General features: G+C 70.6%; 14 protein-coding genes. 10 read left to right on the top strand and 4 right to left on the bottom strand.

The annotated features are described in order from the left end of the window. Window positions 1-89 precede the first annotated feature (89 nt). Complete coding sequence (locus DEJ14_RS06515; protein ID WP_111086717.1) at window positions 90-914, top strand: HAD-IIB family hydrolase; 825 nt, start codon at window positions 90-92, stop codon at window positions 912-914. Next, window positions 911-2,125 (top strand): glycosyltransferase family protein, encoded by a 1,215-nt coding sequence (locus DEJ14_RS06520; protein WP_111086716.1) that lies wholly within the window; start codon window positions 911-913, stop codon window positions 2,123-2,125. Before DEJ14_RS06515 ends, DEJ14_RS06520 begins: the two co-directional genes overlap by 4 nt. A gap of 88 nt (window positions 2,126-2,213) precedes the next feature. On the opposite strand, the gene DEJ14_RS06525 is transcribed toward DEJ14_RS06520, so the two are convergent. Beyond that, window positions 2,214-3,257 (bottom strand): LLM class flavin-dependent oxidoreductase, encoded by a 1,044-nt coding sequence (locus tag DEJ14_RS06525; protein WP_111086715.1) that lies wholly within the window; start codon window positions 3,255-3,257, stop codon window positions 2,214-2,216. Between the two features lie 57 nt (window positions 3,258-3,314). Here DEJ14_RS06525 and DEJ14_RS06530 point away from each other — a divergent pair, with 57 nt between their 5' ends. Continuing rightward, window positions 3,315-4,181: an SMP-30/gluconolactonase/LRE family protein gene (locus DEJ14_RS06530; RefSeq protein ID WP_181437653.1), complete on the top strand. Its 867-nt coding sequence runs from the start codon at window positions 3,315-3,317 to the stop codon at window positions 4,179-4,181. A gap of 82 nt (window positions 4,182-4,263) precedes the next feature. On the opposite strand, the gene DEJ14_RS06535 is transcribed toward DEJ14_RS06530, so the two are convergent. Then, a complete protein-coding gene (locus DEJ14_RS06535) occupies window positions 4,264-4,602 on the bottom strand; it encodes a hypothetical protein (RefSeq protein ID WP_111086714.1) in 339 nt (112 codons plus the stop codon). Between the two features lie 35 nt (window positions 4,603-4,637). On the opposite strand from DEJ14_RS06535, the gene DEJ14_RS06540 reads away from it, so the two are divergent. From DEJ14_RS06540 to DEJ14_RS06550, 3 genes are read left to right on the top strand one after another with little or no spacing between them, the layout of a single operon-like run. Next, window positions 4,638-5,186 carry a hypothetical protein gene (locus DEJ14_RS06540; RefSeq protein WP_146249837.1) on the top strand — a complete coding sequence of 183 codons (549 nt, stop codon included), beginning with the start codon at window positions 4,638-4,640 and terminating at the stop codon, window positions 5,184-5,186. Between the two features lie 2 nt (window positions 5,187-5,188). Next, window positions 5,189-5,632 carry a bleomycin resistance protein gene (locus tag DEJ14_RS06545; protein WP_111086712.1) on the top strand — a complete coding sequence of 148 codons (444 nt, stop codon included), beginning with the start codon at window positions 5,189-5,191 and terminating at the stop codon, window positions 5,630-5,632. A 16-nt stretch (window positions 5,633-5,648) separates the two neighbouring features. Next, window positions 5,649-6,101, top strand: coding sequence for a GNAT family N-acetyltransferase (locus DEJ14_RS06550; RefSeq protein WP_111086711.1), 453 nt, complete (start codon window positions 5,649-5,651; stop codon window positions 6,099-6,101). Between the two features lie 8 nt (window positions 6,102-6,109). Here the strand turns inward: DEJ14_RS06550 and DEJ14_RS06555 are convergent, their stop codons facing one another. Then, window positions 6,110-7,927: a BCCT family transporter gene (locus DEJ14_RS06555; protein WP_258373381.1), complete on the bottom strand. Its 1,818-nt coding sequence runs from the start codon at window positions 7,925-7,927 to the stop codon at window positions 6,110-6,112. A gap of 251 nt (window positions 7,928-8,178) precedes the next feature. Between DEJ14_RS06555 and DEJ14_RS06560 the strand changes: the two genes are divergently transcribed. The 4 genes from DEJ14_RS06560 to DEJ14_RS06575 are packed head-to-tail and all read left to right on the top strand — an operon-like array spanning window position 8,179 to window position 13,739. Further along, on the top strand, window positions 8,179-9,486 hold the full coding sequence (locus DEJ14_RS06560) for an ABC transporter substrate-binding protein (protein ID WP_284180436.1): 1,308 nt from the start codon (window positions 8,179-8,181) through the stop codon (window positions 9,484-9,486). Window positions 9,487-9,512: 26 nt separating this feature from the next. Further along, window positions 9,513-10,451, top strand: a complete 939-nt coding sequence (locus DEJ14_RS06565) for a carbohydrate ABC transporter permease (RefSeq protein WP_111086708.1) — start codon at window positions 9,513-9,515, stop codon at window positions 10,449-10,451. Next, the gene (locus tag DEJ14_RS06570) at window positions 10,448-11,359 is read left to right on the top strand and encodes a carbohydrate ABC transporter permease (RefSeq protein WP_111086707.1); all 912 of its coding nucleotides are present in this window, start codon (window positions 10,448-10,450) and stop codon (window positions 11,357-11,359) included. Before DEJ14_RS06565 ends, DEJ14_RS06570 begins: the two co-directional genes overlap by 4 nt. 16 nt (window positions 11,360-11,375) lie before the next feature. After that, window positions 11,376-13,739: a glycoside hydrolase family 31 protein gene (locus DEJ14_RS06575; protein WP_111086706.1), complete on the top strand. Its 2,364-nt coding sequence runs from the start codon at window positions 11,376-11,378 to the stop codon at window positions 13,737-13,739. A 60-nt stretch (window positions 13,740-13,799) separates the two neighbouring features. Here the strand turns inward: DEJ14_RS06575 and DEJ14_RS06580 are convergent, their stop codons facing one another. Then, entirely contained in the window at window positions 13,800-14,855 is a 1,056-nt protein-coding gene (locus DEJ14_RS06580; RefSeq protein WP_111086705.1) for a LacI family DNA-binding transcriptional regulator, read from the bottom strand. Window positions 14,856-14,897 lie beyond the last annotated feature (42 nt).

Below are 14,897 nucleotides of genomic sequence, written 5' to 3' on the forward strand. Positions count from 1 at the left end.
CGCCCCTGTTCACCAACCGGACTCCCGCACATGGCAGGGTGGTCCGGGGCATAGTCGCCCGCAGCCCAGCCAGCCGCGAGCGGAGCACGATGCCACCACCCGACCTGATGGTCGTCACGGACCTCGACGGGACGTTCCTCGACCACCACGACTACTCGTTCGACGCTGCCCTGCCGATGCTCGAGCGGCTGCGCGCGGACGGTGTGCCGGTGGTGTTCTGCAGCAGCAAGACCCGGGCCGAGATCACCGCCCTGCAGCGGCGGACCGGTCTGGACGGGCAGGCGTTCGTCGCGGAGAACGGCGCGATCGTCGTGGGACCCGACGGCAACGGGATCGCCGACGCCGGCGCCGGAGCGGCGGGCGCCGATCTCGCGCGTCTCCGCGCAGCCCTCGACCGCACCCGTGCGGACCTGGACCTGCACTTCGCGACCTTCGGCGGTGTGACCGACGAGGTCGTCGCCGCCTGGACCGGCCTCGACCTCGATGCAGCCGGTGATGCCCGGCGGCGCGAAGCCTCCGAGGTCCTGCTCTGGCACGCCGAGGACGACGACCGGGCGGACGCGTTCCGCACGGCGCTCGCCGCAGCCGGCCTCGAGCTCGTCCGCGGTGGCCGCTTCTGGCACGTGCTGCCGGCCGGGCGCGACAAGGGCACCGCGGTCCGCCTGCTCGTCGCCGACCACACACGCCGCACCGGCACCGTCCCGCGCACCATCGGGCTCGGCGACGGCCCGAACGACACCGCGCTGCTCGACGCCGTCGACCTGGCGGTCGTCGTGCGCGGCCACGGCCCGGCACCCGGGCCGCTCGCCGACGACCGCCCCGAGCGTGTCCACCGCACGACCGCCCCCGGCCCGCAGGGCTGGGCCGAGGGCCTCACCCGATTCACCACCCCGTCCGTCAGGAGCCACCGATGAGCGACTTCCACCAGAACGGCGTCATCACGACGTTCCACGACCTCGGCCGCCGCAGCACCGCGAGCATCGAGGAGGACCTGCGAGGGTTCGCCGAGAAGCGGCCGATGAGCCTGATCCTGCCGGCGCTGTACTCGGAGCTCGAGCGTCCGGCGCTGTCGCGGATCGTCGACGAGCTGGCCGAGGCCGACTGGCTCAGCGAGATCGTGATCGGCCTGGACCGCGCCGACCGCTCGCAGTTCGAGCACGCGCGGGAGTTCTTCGCTCGGCTGCCGCAGCGGCACCGCATCCTGTGGAACGACGGGCCGCGCCTGCGGGAACTCGACGCCGAGCTGGAGCGCGAGGGGCTGGCACCGGGGGAGCCGGGCAAGGGCCGGAACGTCTGGTACTGCACCGGTTACGCGCTCGCGTCGGAGCGGGCGGAGTGCATCGCGCTGCACGACTGCGACATCACCACGTACGAGCGGGGCATGCTCGCGCGGCTGTTCTACCCGGTGGCGAACCCGGCGTTCGACTACGAGTTCTCGAAGGGCTTCTACGCCCGCGTCGCGGACGGCCGGATCAACGGTCGCGTGGGGCGGCTGCTCGTCGGCCCGCTGCTCCGGTCGCTCCGCCAGGTCTACGGGGAGTCCGAGTACCTGGAGTACCTCAGCAGCTTCCGCTACCCGCTGTCCGGCGAGTTCGCGATGCGCGCGCACGTGCTGAACGGGTTGAAGATCCCGGGGGACTGGGGCCTCGAGATCGGCATGCTGTCCGAGGTCTACCGCGACTACGCCACGCGGCAGGTGTGCCAGGTGGAGATCGCCGACGCGTACGACCACAAGCACCAGCCCCTCGCCGAGGCCGACGGCACCGGCGGACTCGCACGGATGGGCAACGACATCGTGCAGTCGCTGCTGCGGAAGCTCGCGACGATGGGCGTGCCGCTCACCTCGGACTCGTTCCGAGTGCTCAAGGCGACGTACTACCGGAACGCCTTGGACATCGTCGAGGTCTACCGGCACGAAGCGGAGATGAGCGGCCTCGGCTTCGACCAGCACGCCGAGGAAGCGGCGGTCGAGCTCTTCACCAAGGCGATCCTCGACGCCGGCGGCGCCTTCAGCGCGCGCCCGGACGACAAGCCGTTCATCCCGAGCTGGAGCCGGGTGCGCTCGGCCGTGCCGGACGTGCTCGACCGGTTGCGGGATGCGGTGGAGGCGGACCAGCAGGACTGATCACGCGCCCTGGGCGCGACCCCGAGGCGGACGGGAGGCACGGCGAGAGCTGGCCATGTGCCTCCCGTCCGGTGGTCTGGCGCCGCTCTCAGGCCGCGGGGCGCGGCGCCCAGCCGAGTTGCGGTCCCAGGTGCTCCGCGATGTCCGTGGTGATCTGCGCGTAGTCGTCCGGCTCGAACGAGAACGGCAGCGCGAAGGCGACCTCGGTGACCGCCTGGTAGCCGGCGTCGGCGCGCAACCGGTCCGCGATCTCGGCCGAGGTCCCCACGAGGTCGGCGGCGAAGAGCATCCCGGCGGGCCCCATCGGCTTGCCCACGCGCCCCGAGCGGCTGTCGACGTAGGCGCGGTAGCGGGCCTCTTGCTCGCGGGTCGCCGTGTCGGTCGGGATGACGACCAGCCCCTGCGAGACGCGCGCAGCGCTGCGGTCAGGGTGGACGTCCAGGTAGGCGTCGATCTGGGCCCGCTGGTTGGTGGCGAAGTCCGTGCCGTTCTCGCTGCGGGTGACGCTCGACGTCAGCAGGTGGAAGCCGTTCTCGCCGGCCCAGACCGCCGACTTCGTGCTGCCGGTGCCGTACCAGATGCGGTCGGACAGGCCAGCGCTGTGGGGCTGGACGGTGCTCGCGAACTCCTCGATCCCGCGGCGTTCGACGGTGCCGGTTCCGGTCCCGGTTCCGGTCACCGCTTCTCCGCGCACGAGGTCACGGAAGCGCAGGAGTCGGTCGTTGCCGAGGTCCTCGTGCTCGGCGGTGTCGGGGTAGAGCGCCTCGCGGTACAGGTCGAAGTTCATCGGGGTGCCGACCGAGAAGCCGGGGTTCAGCCGCCCACCCAGCAGCACGTCGACGGTGCCGAGGTCCTCGGCGAGCCGGAACGGGTTCTCGGCGCCGATCGGCGTGACGGCGGTGCCGAGGTCGATCCGCGAGGTCCGTTGCGACGCGGCGGCCATCACCGCGACGGGGGAGGAGATGCCGTGCTGCAGGTGCCGGTGGCGCAGCCACGCGCTGTCGAAGCCGAGCGCCTCCGCGCGCTCGATGACCCGGAGCGTGTCCTCGTGGCCCTGCGATGGCCGGCCGGGGTCGAACGACCCGATCGTCAGGAAGCCGAGCCGTTCCAGGGGAGTTCCGTCGAGGGGCATGGGTCGATCGTGCCAGACCATCGGGTGGCGCGGGGGTCCGGCTGGCAGGGTGGATCCGTGCACATCACCCTGGATTCTGCGACCGACATCGTCATCTCCGGCATCCGCTTCCCGGAGGGCAACCGCTGGCACGACGGGCGGCTCTGGTACTCGGACATGCACACCGGCGAGGTCTTCTCGGTGGACCCCGGCTCGACCGACGGTCCCCGACTCGAGGCCACGGTCGACGGGCAGTCGTCGGGGCTCGGGTGGCTCGCCGACGGCCGGCTCATCGTCAGTTCGATGGAGTCCCGCACGGTCGTCGCCGTCGACGACCGTGGAGAGGCGTCGGTGTTCGCTGACCTGTCCGTCCAGGAGTCGTCGCTCCTGAACGACCTGGTCGTCGACGAGGCGACCGGTCGGACCTACATCGGGGCCTTCGGCTACGACCTCTACGGCGGCGAGGAGCTCCGCCCCGGACCGCTGTACGTGATCGAGCAGGACGGCTCGTTCCGTCTCGCCGCCGAGGGGCTGGTGTTCCCGAACAGCGCGAACGTCCTGCCCGGCACCCGGACCCTGGTGGTGAGTGAGACGTGGGGCGGCCGGCTCACCGCGTTCGACATCGAGCCCGATGGTTCGCTGACCGGACGGCGCGAGTGGGCAGCGCTGCCCGGGGGCGTGACGCCGGACGGCAGCACGGTCGACCGCGACGGCGCCGTCTGGGTCTGCTCCGTCGACACGGGCGAGTTCCTCCGGGTCCTCGAGGGCGGCGAGGTCACGGACCGGATCGACGCACCCGGGCTGTGCGCGATCGACTGCGCGCTCGGGGGCGAGGACGGCCGCACGCTCTACCTGGCGACGGCGGACAGCTGCGACCCGGCGACGACGGCGCAGACGCGTGCGGGGCGGATCAGCGCGGTGCGGGTGGCCGTGCCGGGCTGGTGAGCGCGCTCGAGGTTCCAAAATCCGGGCATCTCACGCGCCGCGGAGCCTGCCCGTGGAACCTCGGCGACGTCCACGCGGCATGTCATGGAACCTCGGGGAGGTGCCCCGGGCGTGGCTGGTGCGAGCGTGCGGCGCGGGTGGTCCGCCAAGTCGTCACGAGGGCCGCGATCCCCATCGCGATGCCGACCACGCCGGAGCCGAGGCACAGTGGCATCACGAGCCCGAGGCCGATGTTGGCACCCCCACCCTCCGGTCCGTAGTAGACGTCGAACATCAGCGCGCCGACGCCGAGGAACCCGACGGCCAGCAGCAGCGTGCTGATCAGGTGGAACGTGCGCGCGGTGGTCATGATCTGGCCCTTCGTCGACGTGGTCGACGAATCCTCGCACGACGCCGCATCGACGTATTCCTGTCCCGGCATCTGACGGCGGTAGTGGGCGTGCGTAGAGTGCAATGGTGAGCATCAGACAACTCGACGCCATCGGGTGGGCGCAGCTCCTCGGCACCCCTGCTGTGTTCGTGGGGCTGTGGCTCATGCTGGTCGGCCTCCACTTCCCGGAGATGTCCCAGACGGTCGTCCTCGTCGTCGTGGCCGTCCTCGCCGCAGGTGGCTTCGCGCTCATCCTGGGCAGCTGGTCGCGCTTCGGCGGCTACGGCTCGTACCGGGCGATGAACCGGTGGCTGCGCGGTGGAGCCGACCCGACCGGTGTCCCGGTCGTGATCCGGAGGCGCTTCCTGCGCCGCCAGACGTCGCAGGGCGCGGTCACCGGGTGGGTCTGGATCAGCCTGGGCATCCTGTGGGCCGCGCTCGCCGTGCCGGAGGTCTTGCAGGGAGACCCGGCGGGCATCGGGCGCGGGGTCGTGGCAGCGTTGTGGGCCGTCATCGGCATCGTCCGCGTGGTCTTCATGCGCAAGTGGGGAGCTCGCGTGGACGAGCTGGTACGCGAGACCGAAGCGCAGATGGCCGATCCCGGTGCAACACCGCACCTCGACCTGTTCCGGTGAGCATGCCTCCCGAGCCCGCACTCGTCCCCGAGCCCGCACTCGTCCCCGAACTCCTCGTCGCCGACCTGGACCGGAGCCTCGTGTTCTGGTGCGGCCGGTGCGGCTTCGAGATCCGCTACTCGCGGCCCGAGGAGCGCTTCGCGTACGTCGCCCTCGGCCCCGCCCACATCATGTTCGAACAAGCCGGGGTCGGTCGGAACTGGATCACCGGTCCGCTCGAGCGCCCGCTCGGCCGAGGCGTGAACTTCCAGGTCACCGTGCCCGACAGCCGCGCACTGGCCGCCACCCTGCTCCGTGCCGGGATCGAACTCTTCATGCAGCCCGAGACGAAGTGGTACGACGTCGGGAGCGAGCAGGCCGGCGTGGACCAGTTCCTCGTGCAGGACCCGGACGGGTACCTGGTGCGGTTCCAATCCTCGGCGGGACGACGCCCAGTGGCCGACTGAACTCGTACAATCGGCCGTGCCTTCCATCCAGATCGAGAGCCCTCGCAGCGACGACGTCCTCAGCCTGCTCCGCCAGGGGGACGCCTTCGCCCTGGCTCTGTACCCGGCCGAGAACTACCACGGCCTGGACGTCGACGCTCTGGAGTCCGACGGGGTCTCGTTGTTCGTCGCTCGCGTCGGTGACGTGGCCGTCGGTACGGCGGCACTGGTCGATCGGCGCGACGGATCCGGCGAGGTCAAGCGCATGTTCGTCACCGACGAGGCTCGAGGACTCGGCGTCGGCCGTGCCCTGCTCCAGGCGCTCGAAGCGCATGCGCTGGCCGGGGGCATCTCGACGATGCAACTGGAGACGGGCTTGCCGCAGGTCGCGGCGATCGCCCTGTACGAGAAGCTCGGGTACCGGCAGATCCCGCGGTTCGGGCCGTACGCCGACGACCCGACGAGCTACTGCATGGAGAAGCACCTCTGACTCGGTCGTCATCCGTCCGTCGGGCGCGACGCGCTCTCCGCAGCCGGCGCGTCATCGAGGCTCGCGTCGACCGCGGGGTCGGGTGCCACCGTCTGCGTCCGGATCGGGAAGTCGTCGACGGCCGTCGTGGCGGAGTGTGGCACCTGCCCGCCGCGCACGCGCTTCTTGACGGCTGCCCAAGGCCGACCGAAGGCCGACCGCGGTGCGCGCTCCGACGGCCCTTCGACCTCGAGCCCGTAGTAGGCGCCGACGTGTTCGAGCAGGACCTCGCGCTCGGCCTTGTCGTACGCCCGCCGCTCGCGGGTGAAGGCGATGATCGTCGACCAGCAGGTGAGCAGCAGCACGACGCTGAAGGGCAACGCCGTGGTGATGGCCGCGGTCTTCAGGGCGTCCAGTCCGCCGCTCAGCAGCAGTGCGACGGCGAGCAGGGCGGAGACGAACGCGAAGAACACCCGCAGCCAGTTCTTCGGCTCGATGTCGCCGCCGGACGCGATCATCGCCATGACCAGGGCGCCGGAGTCCGACGAGGTGACGAAGAACACGCCGATGAGCAGGATCGCGCCGAACACCAGGACGGTGCCGGCGGGCAGGTCACCGAGCAACGTGAAGAGCGAGCCCTCGACGTCGACGGAACCGTCCGCGCCGACCAGGCCGCCGGAGCCGTCGGTCTCGCGGTGGATCGCCGCTCCGCCGAGGACCGCGAACCACAGGAACGTGAGCACGGTCGGCACGAGCAGGACACCGAAGACGAACTGGCGGACCGTGCGGCCCTTCGAGATGCGCGCGATGAAGACACCGACGAACGGCGCCCACGACATCCACCAGCCCCAGTAGAAGGTGGTCCAGGCGCCCTGCCAGGCCTCACCCTCGGCACCCTGCTGCGCGGTGACGTTGAAGGACAGACCGACGACGTTCTGCAGGTACGAACCGATCGACTGCACGAAGTCGCGGAGCAGGAACTGGGTCGGGCCGACGATGAGCACGAACAGCAGCAGCGCGGCGGCGAGCAGCAGGTTGAAGTTCGACAGGATCTTCATGCCCTTCGCCACCCCGGTGACGAGCGAGACGATGGTGACGGCGGTGATCGCGGCGATGATGACGATCTGGCTGACGATGCCGCTGTCGGCGATGCCCGCGTTCTCGAGCCCGGCGCCGATCTGGATCACCCCGAGGCCGAGCGAGGTCGCGACGCCGAAGACCGTGCCGACCAGGGCGAGGACGTCGATGAGGTTGCCCCACCCGCCGCGCACACGGTTGCCGAGCAGCGGCTCGAGCGCCCAGCGGATCGACACCGGACGCCCTCGGCGGTGGATGGCGTACGCGAGCGCGAGCCCGAGCACCACGTAGATCGCCCAGGCGTGGAGTCCCCAGTGCAGGAACGTCTGGGTGAGGGCCTGCTGCGCGAGCTCGCTCTCGGTGCCGGTGACGCCGGGGCGCGGTGAGGCGAAGTGACTGAGGGGCTCGGAGACGCCGTAGAAGACGAGGCCGATGCCCATGCCGGCGGCGAAGAGCAACGAGAACCACGAGCCCGTCGTGAACTCCGGTTCGTCCTGGTCCTTGCCGAGCTTGATGTCGCCGAACTTGCTGAAGCCGACGAACACCGAGAAGCCGACGAAGAACGCCGCGATGAGCACGTAGTACCAGCTGAAGTTCCGGACGATGCCGTCCTGCAGGCCGACGAACATCGCCTCGGCACTCGACGGCGAGACCAGCGTGAACGCCACGAACCCGAGCACGAGGACGGCGGCGGGCCAGAACACCCACCGCCGGACCTCCGAGGTCGTCGTTCCTGGGCTGGGCGGGGGAGCGGAGGTGGTGCTTGGCATGCATTCCATGGTGCCCGGCGGCGGCTCTGTGCGTTCGCTCAGGCGTGTCGCACCGGATGGCGGCGTGCGCGCGGTGCGCGCGGTGGTGGCGTCGGCCGCGATCGGACGGGAGGCGCGGGGCGGGGTCGACCCGCGCCTCCCGTCCGCTTTGTGGTCGCGTTCACCCCGTCAGGTGCGATTACAACGTTGACTTCTGTTTTACAGCGCTGTAAACAGGACGTGCGCGACGACGCGCACGAGGGAGTTGCCCGATGGTGGGAAGCAGGACCGGAACGATCGGCGCGGCCGTGAGCCGGCGGGGGTTTCTCGCCGGAGCCGCTGGCGGGATTGCGCTCGGCACGATGGCGCTCGCGGGGTGCGCAGCACCGCGCGCAGCCGCAGGGGGTGCGACGACGCTGCGCTTCTACGAGCAGAAGCAGGAGGTCATCGCCTACTTCGACGCGCTCCTGCGGCGCTTCGAGAAGGGGCACTCCGGGCTGTCCGTGGTGCACGACAGCACGACGGCCATCGCGCCGCAGTTCGTCCGCGGTGAGCCGGCCGACGTCGGCTGCTTCAACGACAACCTGGAACTCGCGCGCTACATCTCCCGCGGCGTGCTCAGCGACCTCGGAGACCTGCCGTCGGCGGCACGGGTCCGACCGGACATCGACACCCTGACGAACCAGTACGCGAAGTTCGAGGACCGCACGAGCGTGCTGCCGTACTCGCTCGCCGCCGCCGGGGTCATCTACAACAAGCGGATCTTCGCCGACCACGACCTGCCCGTACCGACGACGTGGGACGAGTTCGTCGAGGTGTGCCGGACACTCCGGAAGGCCGACATCACCCCGATCTACGCGACGGACCGCGACACCTGGACGCTGTGGCAGGGGCTGTTCGACTACTCCGTGGGCAGCCTGGTCGACACCGGGTCGTTCTTCACGAAGATGAAGGCACTCGGCACCGACGTCGGCCCGGACTCCGCGGTGTCGTTCGAGAAGGACTTCGCGGTGCCGATGGAGCGTGCGAAGACCATCTCGACGTTCTTCAACCCCGACCACGCCACCCGTGCCTACGCCGACGGGAACCTGGCGTTCGGCAAGGGCGAGGCCGCGATGTACCTGCAGGGGCCGTGGGCGCTCGGACAGATCGCGCTGGTCGACGAGGACCTCGAGGTCGGGACGTTCGCGCTGCCGGTGTCGAACGATCCCGGCGACCGGCAGGCGCGGGTGAACATCGACCTCGGCCTGTGGATCCCGACCGCGTCGCAGCACCCGGACGAGGCGAAGGAGCTCGTCGAGTTCCTCATGCAGCCCGAGGTCATCGACGCGTACAACCGCGACAACCTGGCGTACTCGCCGACCAAGGACGCGCCACCGCAGCAGGACGAGCGACTCGCCGGGCTGCAGCAGTACGTCGACGACGCCGCGTTCTACCAGGGCGCCGGCACCTTCATCCCCACCTCGATCCCGCTCGGCAACTACCTGCAGTCGGCGATCCGGAGCGGGGACTTCACCTCGATGCTGCAGCGGCTCGACTCGGACTGGCGGCGTCTCGCCGGCCGTTCGGCGACGGTCTGAGCCGGACCAGGACTCCAGGAGCCACCATGACCATGCAGACCCCGCTCTCCCGCGACACCGACCCGGCGACGTCCGTCGCCCGTTCGCGTCGCCCGGGTTCCCTCCGTCGGACCGAGGGCATGTACTACCTGTTCCTCGTGCCCGCCCTCATCGCGTTCACGGCCTTCGTCGTCGCACCCGCCTGCGTCGGCATCTTCTACAGCTTCACCGACTACCTCGGCTTCGGGCGGTGGGACTTCCTCGGGCTCGAGAACTACCGCGCGCTCGTGTCCGACCCGGCGATCCTCGCCTCGTACGGCTTCACCCTCGGGTTCGCCGTCGTCACCGTGATCGTCACGCAGGTCATCGCGCTGGCACTGGCGATCGCGCTGGCGAAGAAGATCCGGTTCGCCGCCGGACTCCGGTCGATCTTCGTGATCCCGATGGTGATCTCCGGGATCATCGTCGCCTACGTGTTCAACTTCCTGTTCTCGAACACCGTGCCGGCACTGGCCACGAGCGTCGGGTTCGGACCGCTGGAGCAGAGCATCCTCGGCGACCCGAACCTGGCCTGGGTCGCGATCGTGATCGTCTCCGCCTGGCAGACCGTGCCCGGCGCCCTCCTCATCTACACCGCCGGGCTCACCTCGATCCCCGAGGAGCTGTACGAAGCGAGCTCCCTCGACGGCGCGACCGGCTGGAAGCAGCTCCGCGCGATCACGCTCCCGCTGCTCGGCGGCTTCATCGTCATCAACACCGTGCTCGGTGTGAAGGGCTACCTCGGCGCCTACGACGTCATCGTCGGCCTGACGAACGGCGGCCCGGGCAGCGCGACGAGCAGCGTCGCGATGACCATCTTCGGCGGCTTCACCGGGGGCGACTACGCCTACCAGATGGCGAACGCGACCGTGTTCTTCATCATCACCGTCCTCATCTCCGTGCTGCAGCTCGCGGCGACCCGCGGAAGGAACCTGCGACTCGCATGACCGCCATCGACACCCGCCCACCCACCGACACCCGCGCGGTGACCACCGGCGACGCGCGACGACCGGGCCGCGGGCACCGGCGACGCCTCGGCGGCACGAACTGGACCCTGACCGTCGTGCTCGGACTGGCCGCGCTGACGGTCCTCATCCCGCTGTACGTCACCGTCGCCATGGCGTTCAAGACGAGCGAACAGTCCGTCGACGGCAACGCCCTGTCGTTGCCGTTCCCGTTCAACCCCGGCTCGTTCGCGTCCGCCTGGGAGCTCACGCGCTTCCCCGTCTCGTTCTCGGTGTCGCTCGGCGTCGCAGCGCTCACCGTCGTCGCGACCCTGCTGCTCAGCTCGTTCGCCTCGTACGCGATCGTCCGGAACTGGCACAAGCGGTTCTTCCGGTGGTCGTTCGTCTACCTGCTGGCGGCGATGTTCCTGCCGTTCCCGGTCGTCGCACTGCCGCAGATCAAGCTGACCGCCCAGATGGGCCTCGACAACCCGATCGGCGTCGGCATCCTGCACGCCATGTTCCAACTGTCGTTCAGCGTGCTGCTCTACTCGGCGTACCTGCGGTCGATCCCGGTCGAGCTCGAGGAGAGCGCCCGCATCGACGGCGCCTCGACGTGGCAGATCTTCTGGCGGATCATCCTGCCGCTGCTCGGACCGATGAACGCCACCGTCGGGATCTTCGCGTTCCTGGCGTCGTGGAACGACTTCATGATGCCGTCGCTCATCACCGCCGACCCGACCCTGCAGACCCTGCCCGTGGTGCAGAACATCTTCCAGAGCCAGTTCGGCACGAACTACAACGTCGCCTTCGCCTCGTACCTGATGGCCATGGCGCCGACGATCATCGTCTACCTGTTCGCGCAGCGCTGGGTCATCAGCGGCGTGACGCAGGGCGCGGTCAAGAGCTGAGGGGTACGACGTGACCATGACGACCACCACACTCCCGACCATCCGGCCGTTCCCCGGATCCGACCCGGTCGCCGACCCGGCCGCCGTCGTCACCGGCGAGCACTGGCGGATCACGGTGCTGGACGCCGGCACGTACCGCATCGAGTGGAGCGACGACGGCGGGTTCGAGGACCGCGCCTCGACGTTCGCGATCCGGCGGCGGTTGCCGGTGCCGGGGTTCACCGTGGAGCGCGTCGGCGAAGGTGGCCTCGTCGTCACCACCGAACGGGCCCGGCTCCGGTACGACGGCCGTCCGTTCAGCCCGAGCGGCCTGGTCGTCGAGACCATCGGCCCGGACGCGAACCGCTGGCGCTGGGGGCAGGAGCCTCGCGACCTCGGCGGCACCGGCCGCACCCTCGACGACGTCGACGGCCGGATGGTGCTCGAACCCGGCATCCTGGCCCGCGACGGCATCACCGCGCTGGACGACAGCGAGTCGTTCCTGTTCGAGGACGACGGCTGGATCGGCACGCGCGTCCCCGGCCGCCGCGACGTCACGGTGTTCGCCCACGGCCGCGACTTCGCCGCAGCCCTCCGCGCCTTCCACCAGGTGTCCGGCGCCCCCACGCGCCTGCCCCGGTGGGCGCTCGGCAACTGGTGGAGCCGCTACCACCCGTACAGCGACACCTCGTACCTGGAGCTCATGGACCGGTTCGCCGCGGAACGCCTGCCGTTCTCGGTCGCGGTCATCGACATGGACTGGCACCGCGTCGACTCCGTACCGCCGCAGTTCGGTGACGGCTGGACCGGCTACTCGTGGGAGCCGTCGCTCTTCCCCGACCCGCAGGCCTTCCTGGCTGAACTGCACCGGCGGGGGATGCACACGACGCTCAACCTGCACCCCGCCGACGGCGTCCGGGCGTTCGAGGACGCCTACCCCGCGGTGGCCGAGGCGATGGGGATCGACCCGGCGACCGAGCAGCCGATCCCGTTCGACCCGACCGACCGGCGGTTCCTGCAGGTGTACTTCGACCAGCTGCACCGACCGCTCGAAGCGCAGGGCGTCGACTTCTGGTGGATCGACTGGCAGCAGGGCAGCGAGAGCGGTCTGCCCGGCGTCGACCCGCTCTGGCTGCTCAACCACTTCCACCTGCTCGACTCGGCGCGCTCGGGGGACCAGGGGATGACCTTCTCGCGCTACGCCGGCCCCGGCAGCCAGCGCTACGCCGTCGGGTTCTCCGGCGACGCCGTCGTGTCCTGGGCGTCGCTGGCGTTCCAGCCCGAGTTCACCGCCACCTCCGCGAACATCGGCTACCCCTGGTGGAGCCACGACATCGGCGGCCACACCCGCGGCGTCCGCGACGACGAACTCGCCACGCGCTGGGTGCAGTTCGGGGTGTTCTCACCGATCATGCGCCTGCACTCCGCCAACAACCCGTTCATCCGCAAGGAACCGTGGGTGTTCCCGGCCGAGGCACGCACCGCGATGGGGGAGGCCCTGCGCTTCCGCCACCGCCTGGTGCCGTACCTGCACACCATGAACCACCGGACCGCCGAGGGCACCGCGCTCGTCCGCCCGCTGTACCACCTGGAACCACGGCGCGACGAGGCGTACCGGGTGCCGAACACGTACGCCTTCGGGTCAGAACTGCTCGTTGCCCCGATCGTCGAACCGCGCGACCCCGTCACCTTGCACGGGACCGCACGGTCCTGGTTGCCGCCGGGGACCTGGACCGACGTGTTCACCGGCACCGTGTACTCCGGCGACCGGTTCGTCGACCTGCACCGCACCCTCGACACCGTGCCCGTGCTGCTGCGCGAGGGCGGGTTGCTGCCCCTCGCCGCCGAAGACCAACTCGACGCCACCGCGAACCCGACCGCGTTCGAGGTCCTCGTCGCCCCCGGTGCCTCCGGCTCGTTCACCCTGGTCGAGGACCAGGAGGACCCCGCCAGCGACGCCGGCCGCGGTGCCGAGACCCGACTGACGTGGGACGCGGCGCTCGCCGAGTTCCGCGTGCACGCCACCACGGGCGCGGTCGACGTCGTCCCGGCCCGTCGCGACTGGCGGATCACGTTCCTCGCCGCCCCCGCGGACGGGCAGATCGTGTCCGCTCGTGGCGAGGACCGGTTCTCGGTCGACCTGACCGTGGACTCGACTGCGGGCGGAGCGGTCACGTTGACCGGATCGCCGGTGGTCGGCGTCGACCCCCGCGAGGCCGTCCGGCGAGCCCTCGAACGCGCGCAGGCCGGCAACGCGGAGAAGCTCACCGCGTGGGAGATCGTGTCGAAGGACCTGCCGCGCGCCGACCGGATCGTCGAGCTCGGGACCGTCGACCTGCCCGAGACGCTGCGTGCCGTCGTCGTCGAGCTGCTGGGAAGCGTGCACCCGGGCGAGCGCTGAGCGGCCTCGAGACTCGCGCTGGGCGACACTTCTCGGGCGGATCGCCACGAGGAGTGTCGCTCAGGCCGAGACTCGGCCCTGCGCCTGCCCGCGGTCGACCGAACCATCCGGGAACGGCGCGCTCTCGCCCACCAGCAGCCGGTGCCCGACCGTGACCAGGCGGCCCGGCACCTCAGAGCCGTCCATCCGCTCGAGCAGCAGGTCGAGGGCGGTGTCCGCCAGCGCGACGGTGTCCGGCGCGACCGACGTCAGGCTCGGCACCAGGCTCGACCCGAGTCCCATCGCGTCCCACCCGACCACCGCGATGTCCCGCGGGGCGTCGAGTCCGCGCAACCGCATCGCGCGCAGGACCCCGAGGGCGGCGAGGTCGTCGCGGCAGAGCAGTGCGTCGACCCGGAGTCCGGCGTCGAGCGCTCGACCGAACGCGGTCTCGGCACCTGCGGCGTCACCGACCTCGCGGGGAACCAGGAGCGCGTCGTCGACCGGCAGGCCGGCGGCTGCGAGTCCGGCCCGGTAGCCGTCGAGCCGCAGGCCGGAGGTGCTGGACTCCGGCCCGGTCTCGTGCCCGAAGAAACCGATGCGTCGGCGGCCGAGCGCGACCAGGTGGGCGACCGCCTGCGCCGCCGCGGCCGCGTTGTCGATGACCACCTGGTCGGAGTGCTGGGGACGGACGTCCTCGCCGAGGAACACCACGGCGGTGTCGCCGCGGATCCGGTCGATCGCCTCCGGGGTCATCACCTGGGGGTGGATGACGACGCCGTCGACCACCCCGGCCTCGCGACCGCGCACGGCGGAGCGCTCGCCGTCGGCCTCGCCGAGCGTCTCCTCGAGCAGCAGCTGGTAGCCGCGTTGCGCACAGACGCGGGAGAACACGTGCGCGAGTTCGGCGAAGTAGGGCCGACGCAGGTCGGGGAACGCGAAGGCGAGCATGTTCGACCGGCCGGTGGCGAGCGACCGACCGGAGACGTTCGGGCGGTACCCGAGCTCGTCGATGGCGGCCTGCACCCGGTCGCGCATCGGCGGACTGACGTGCTGGTAGCCGCGCACGACGTTGGACACGGTCTTCATCGAGACGCCGGCGTGCACGGCGACGTCCTGCAGCGTGACCTTGCCCATCCGATCACCGTAGCGGGCGGCTGATTGTCAGGTGGAAACGCA

The organism is Curtobacterium sp. MCJR17_020 (assembly GCF_003234365.2).
Classification (GTDB): Bacteria; Actinomycetota; Actinomycetes; order Actinomycetales; family Microbacteriaceae; genus Curtobacterium.

Coding starts and splice junctions, on each gene's coding strand:
- DEJ14_RS06515 (WP_111086717.1), top strand. CDS start 90: ATGCCACCACCCGACCTGATGGTCGTCACGGACCTCGACGGGACGTTC.
- DEJ14_RS06520 (WP_111086716.1), top strand. CDS start 911: ATGAGCGACTTCCACCAGAACGGCGTCATCACGACGTTCCACGACCTC.
- DEJ14_RS06525 (WP_111086715.1), bottom strand. CDS start 3,257: ATGCCCCTCGACGGAACTCCCCTGGAACGGCTCGGCTTCCTGACGATC.
- DEJ14_RS06535 (WP_111086714.1), bottom strand. CDS start 4,602: ATGCCGGGACAGGAATACGTCGATGCGGCGTCGTGCGAGGATTCGTCG.
- DEJ14_RS06545 (WP_111086712.1), top strand. CDS start 5,189: ATGCCTCCCGAGCCCGCACTCGTCCCCGAGCCCGCACTCGTCCCCGAA.
- DEJ14_RS06555 (WP_258373381.1), bottom strand. CDS start 7,927: ATGCCAAGCACCACCTCCGCTCCCCCGCCCAGCCCAGGAACGACGACC.
- DEJ14_RS06560 (WP_284180436.1), top strand. CDS start 8,179: ATGGTGGGAAGCAGGACCGGAACGATCGGCGCGGCCGTGAGCCGGCGG.
- DEJ14_RS06565 (WP_111086708.1), top strand. CDS start 9,513: ATGACCATGCAGACCCCGCTCTCCCGCGACACCGACCCGGCGACGTCC.
- DEJ14_RS06570 (WP_111086707.1), top strand. CDS start 10,448: ATGACCGCCATCGACACCCGCCCACCCACCGACACCCGCGCGGTGACC.
- DEJ14_RS06575 (WP_111086706.1), top strand. CDS start 11,376: ATGACGACCACCACACTCCCGACCATCCGGCCGTTCCCCGGATCCGAC.
- DEJ14_RS06580 (WP_111086705.1), bottom strand. CDS start 14,855: ATGGGCAAGGTCACGCTGCAGGACGTCGCCGTGCACGCCGGCGTCTCG.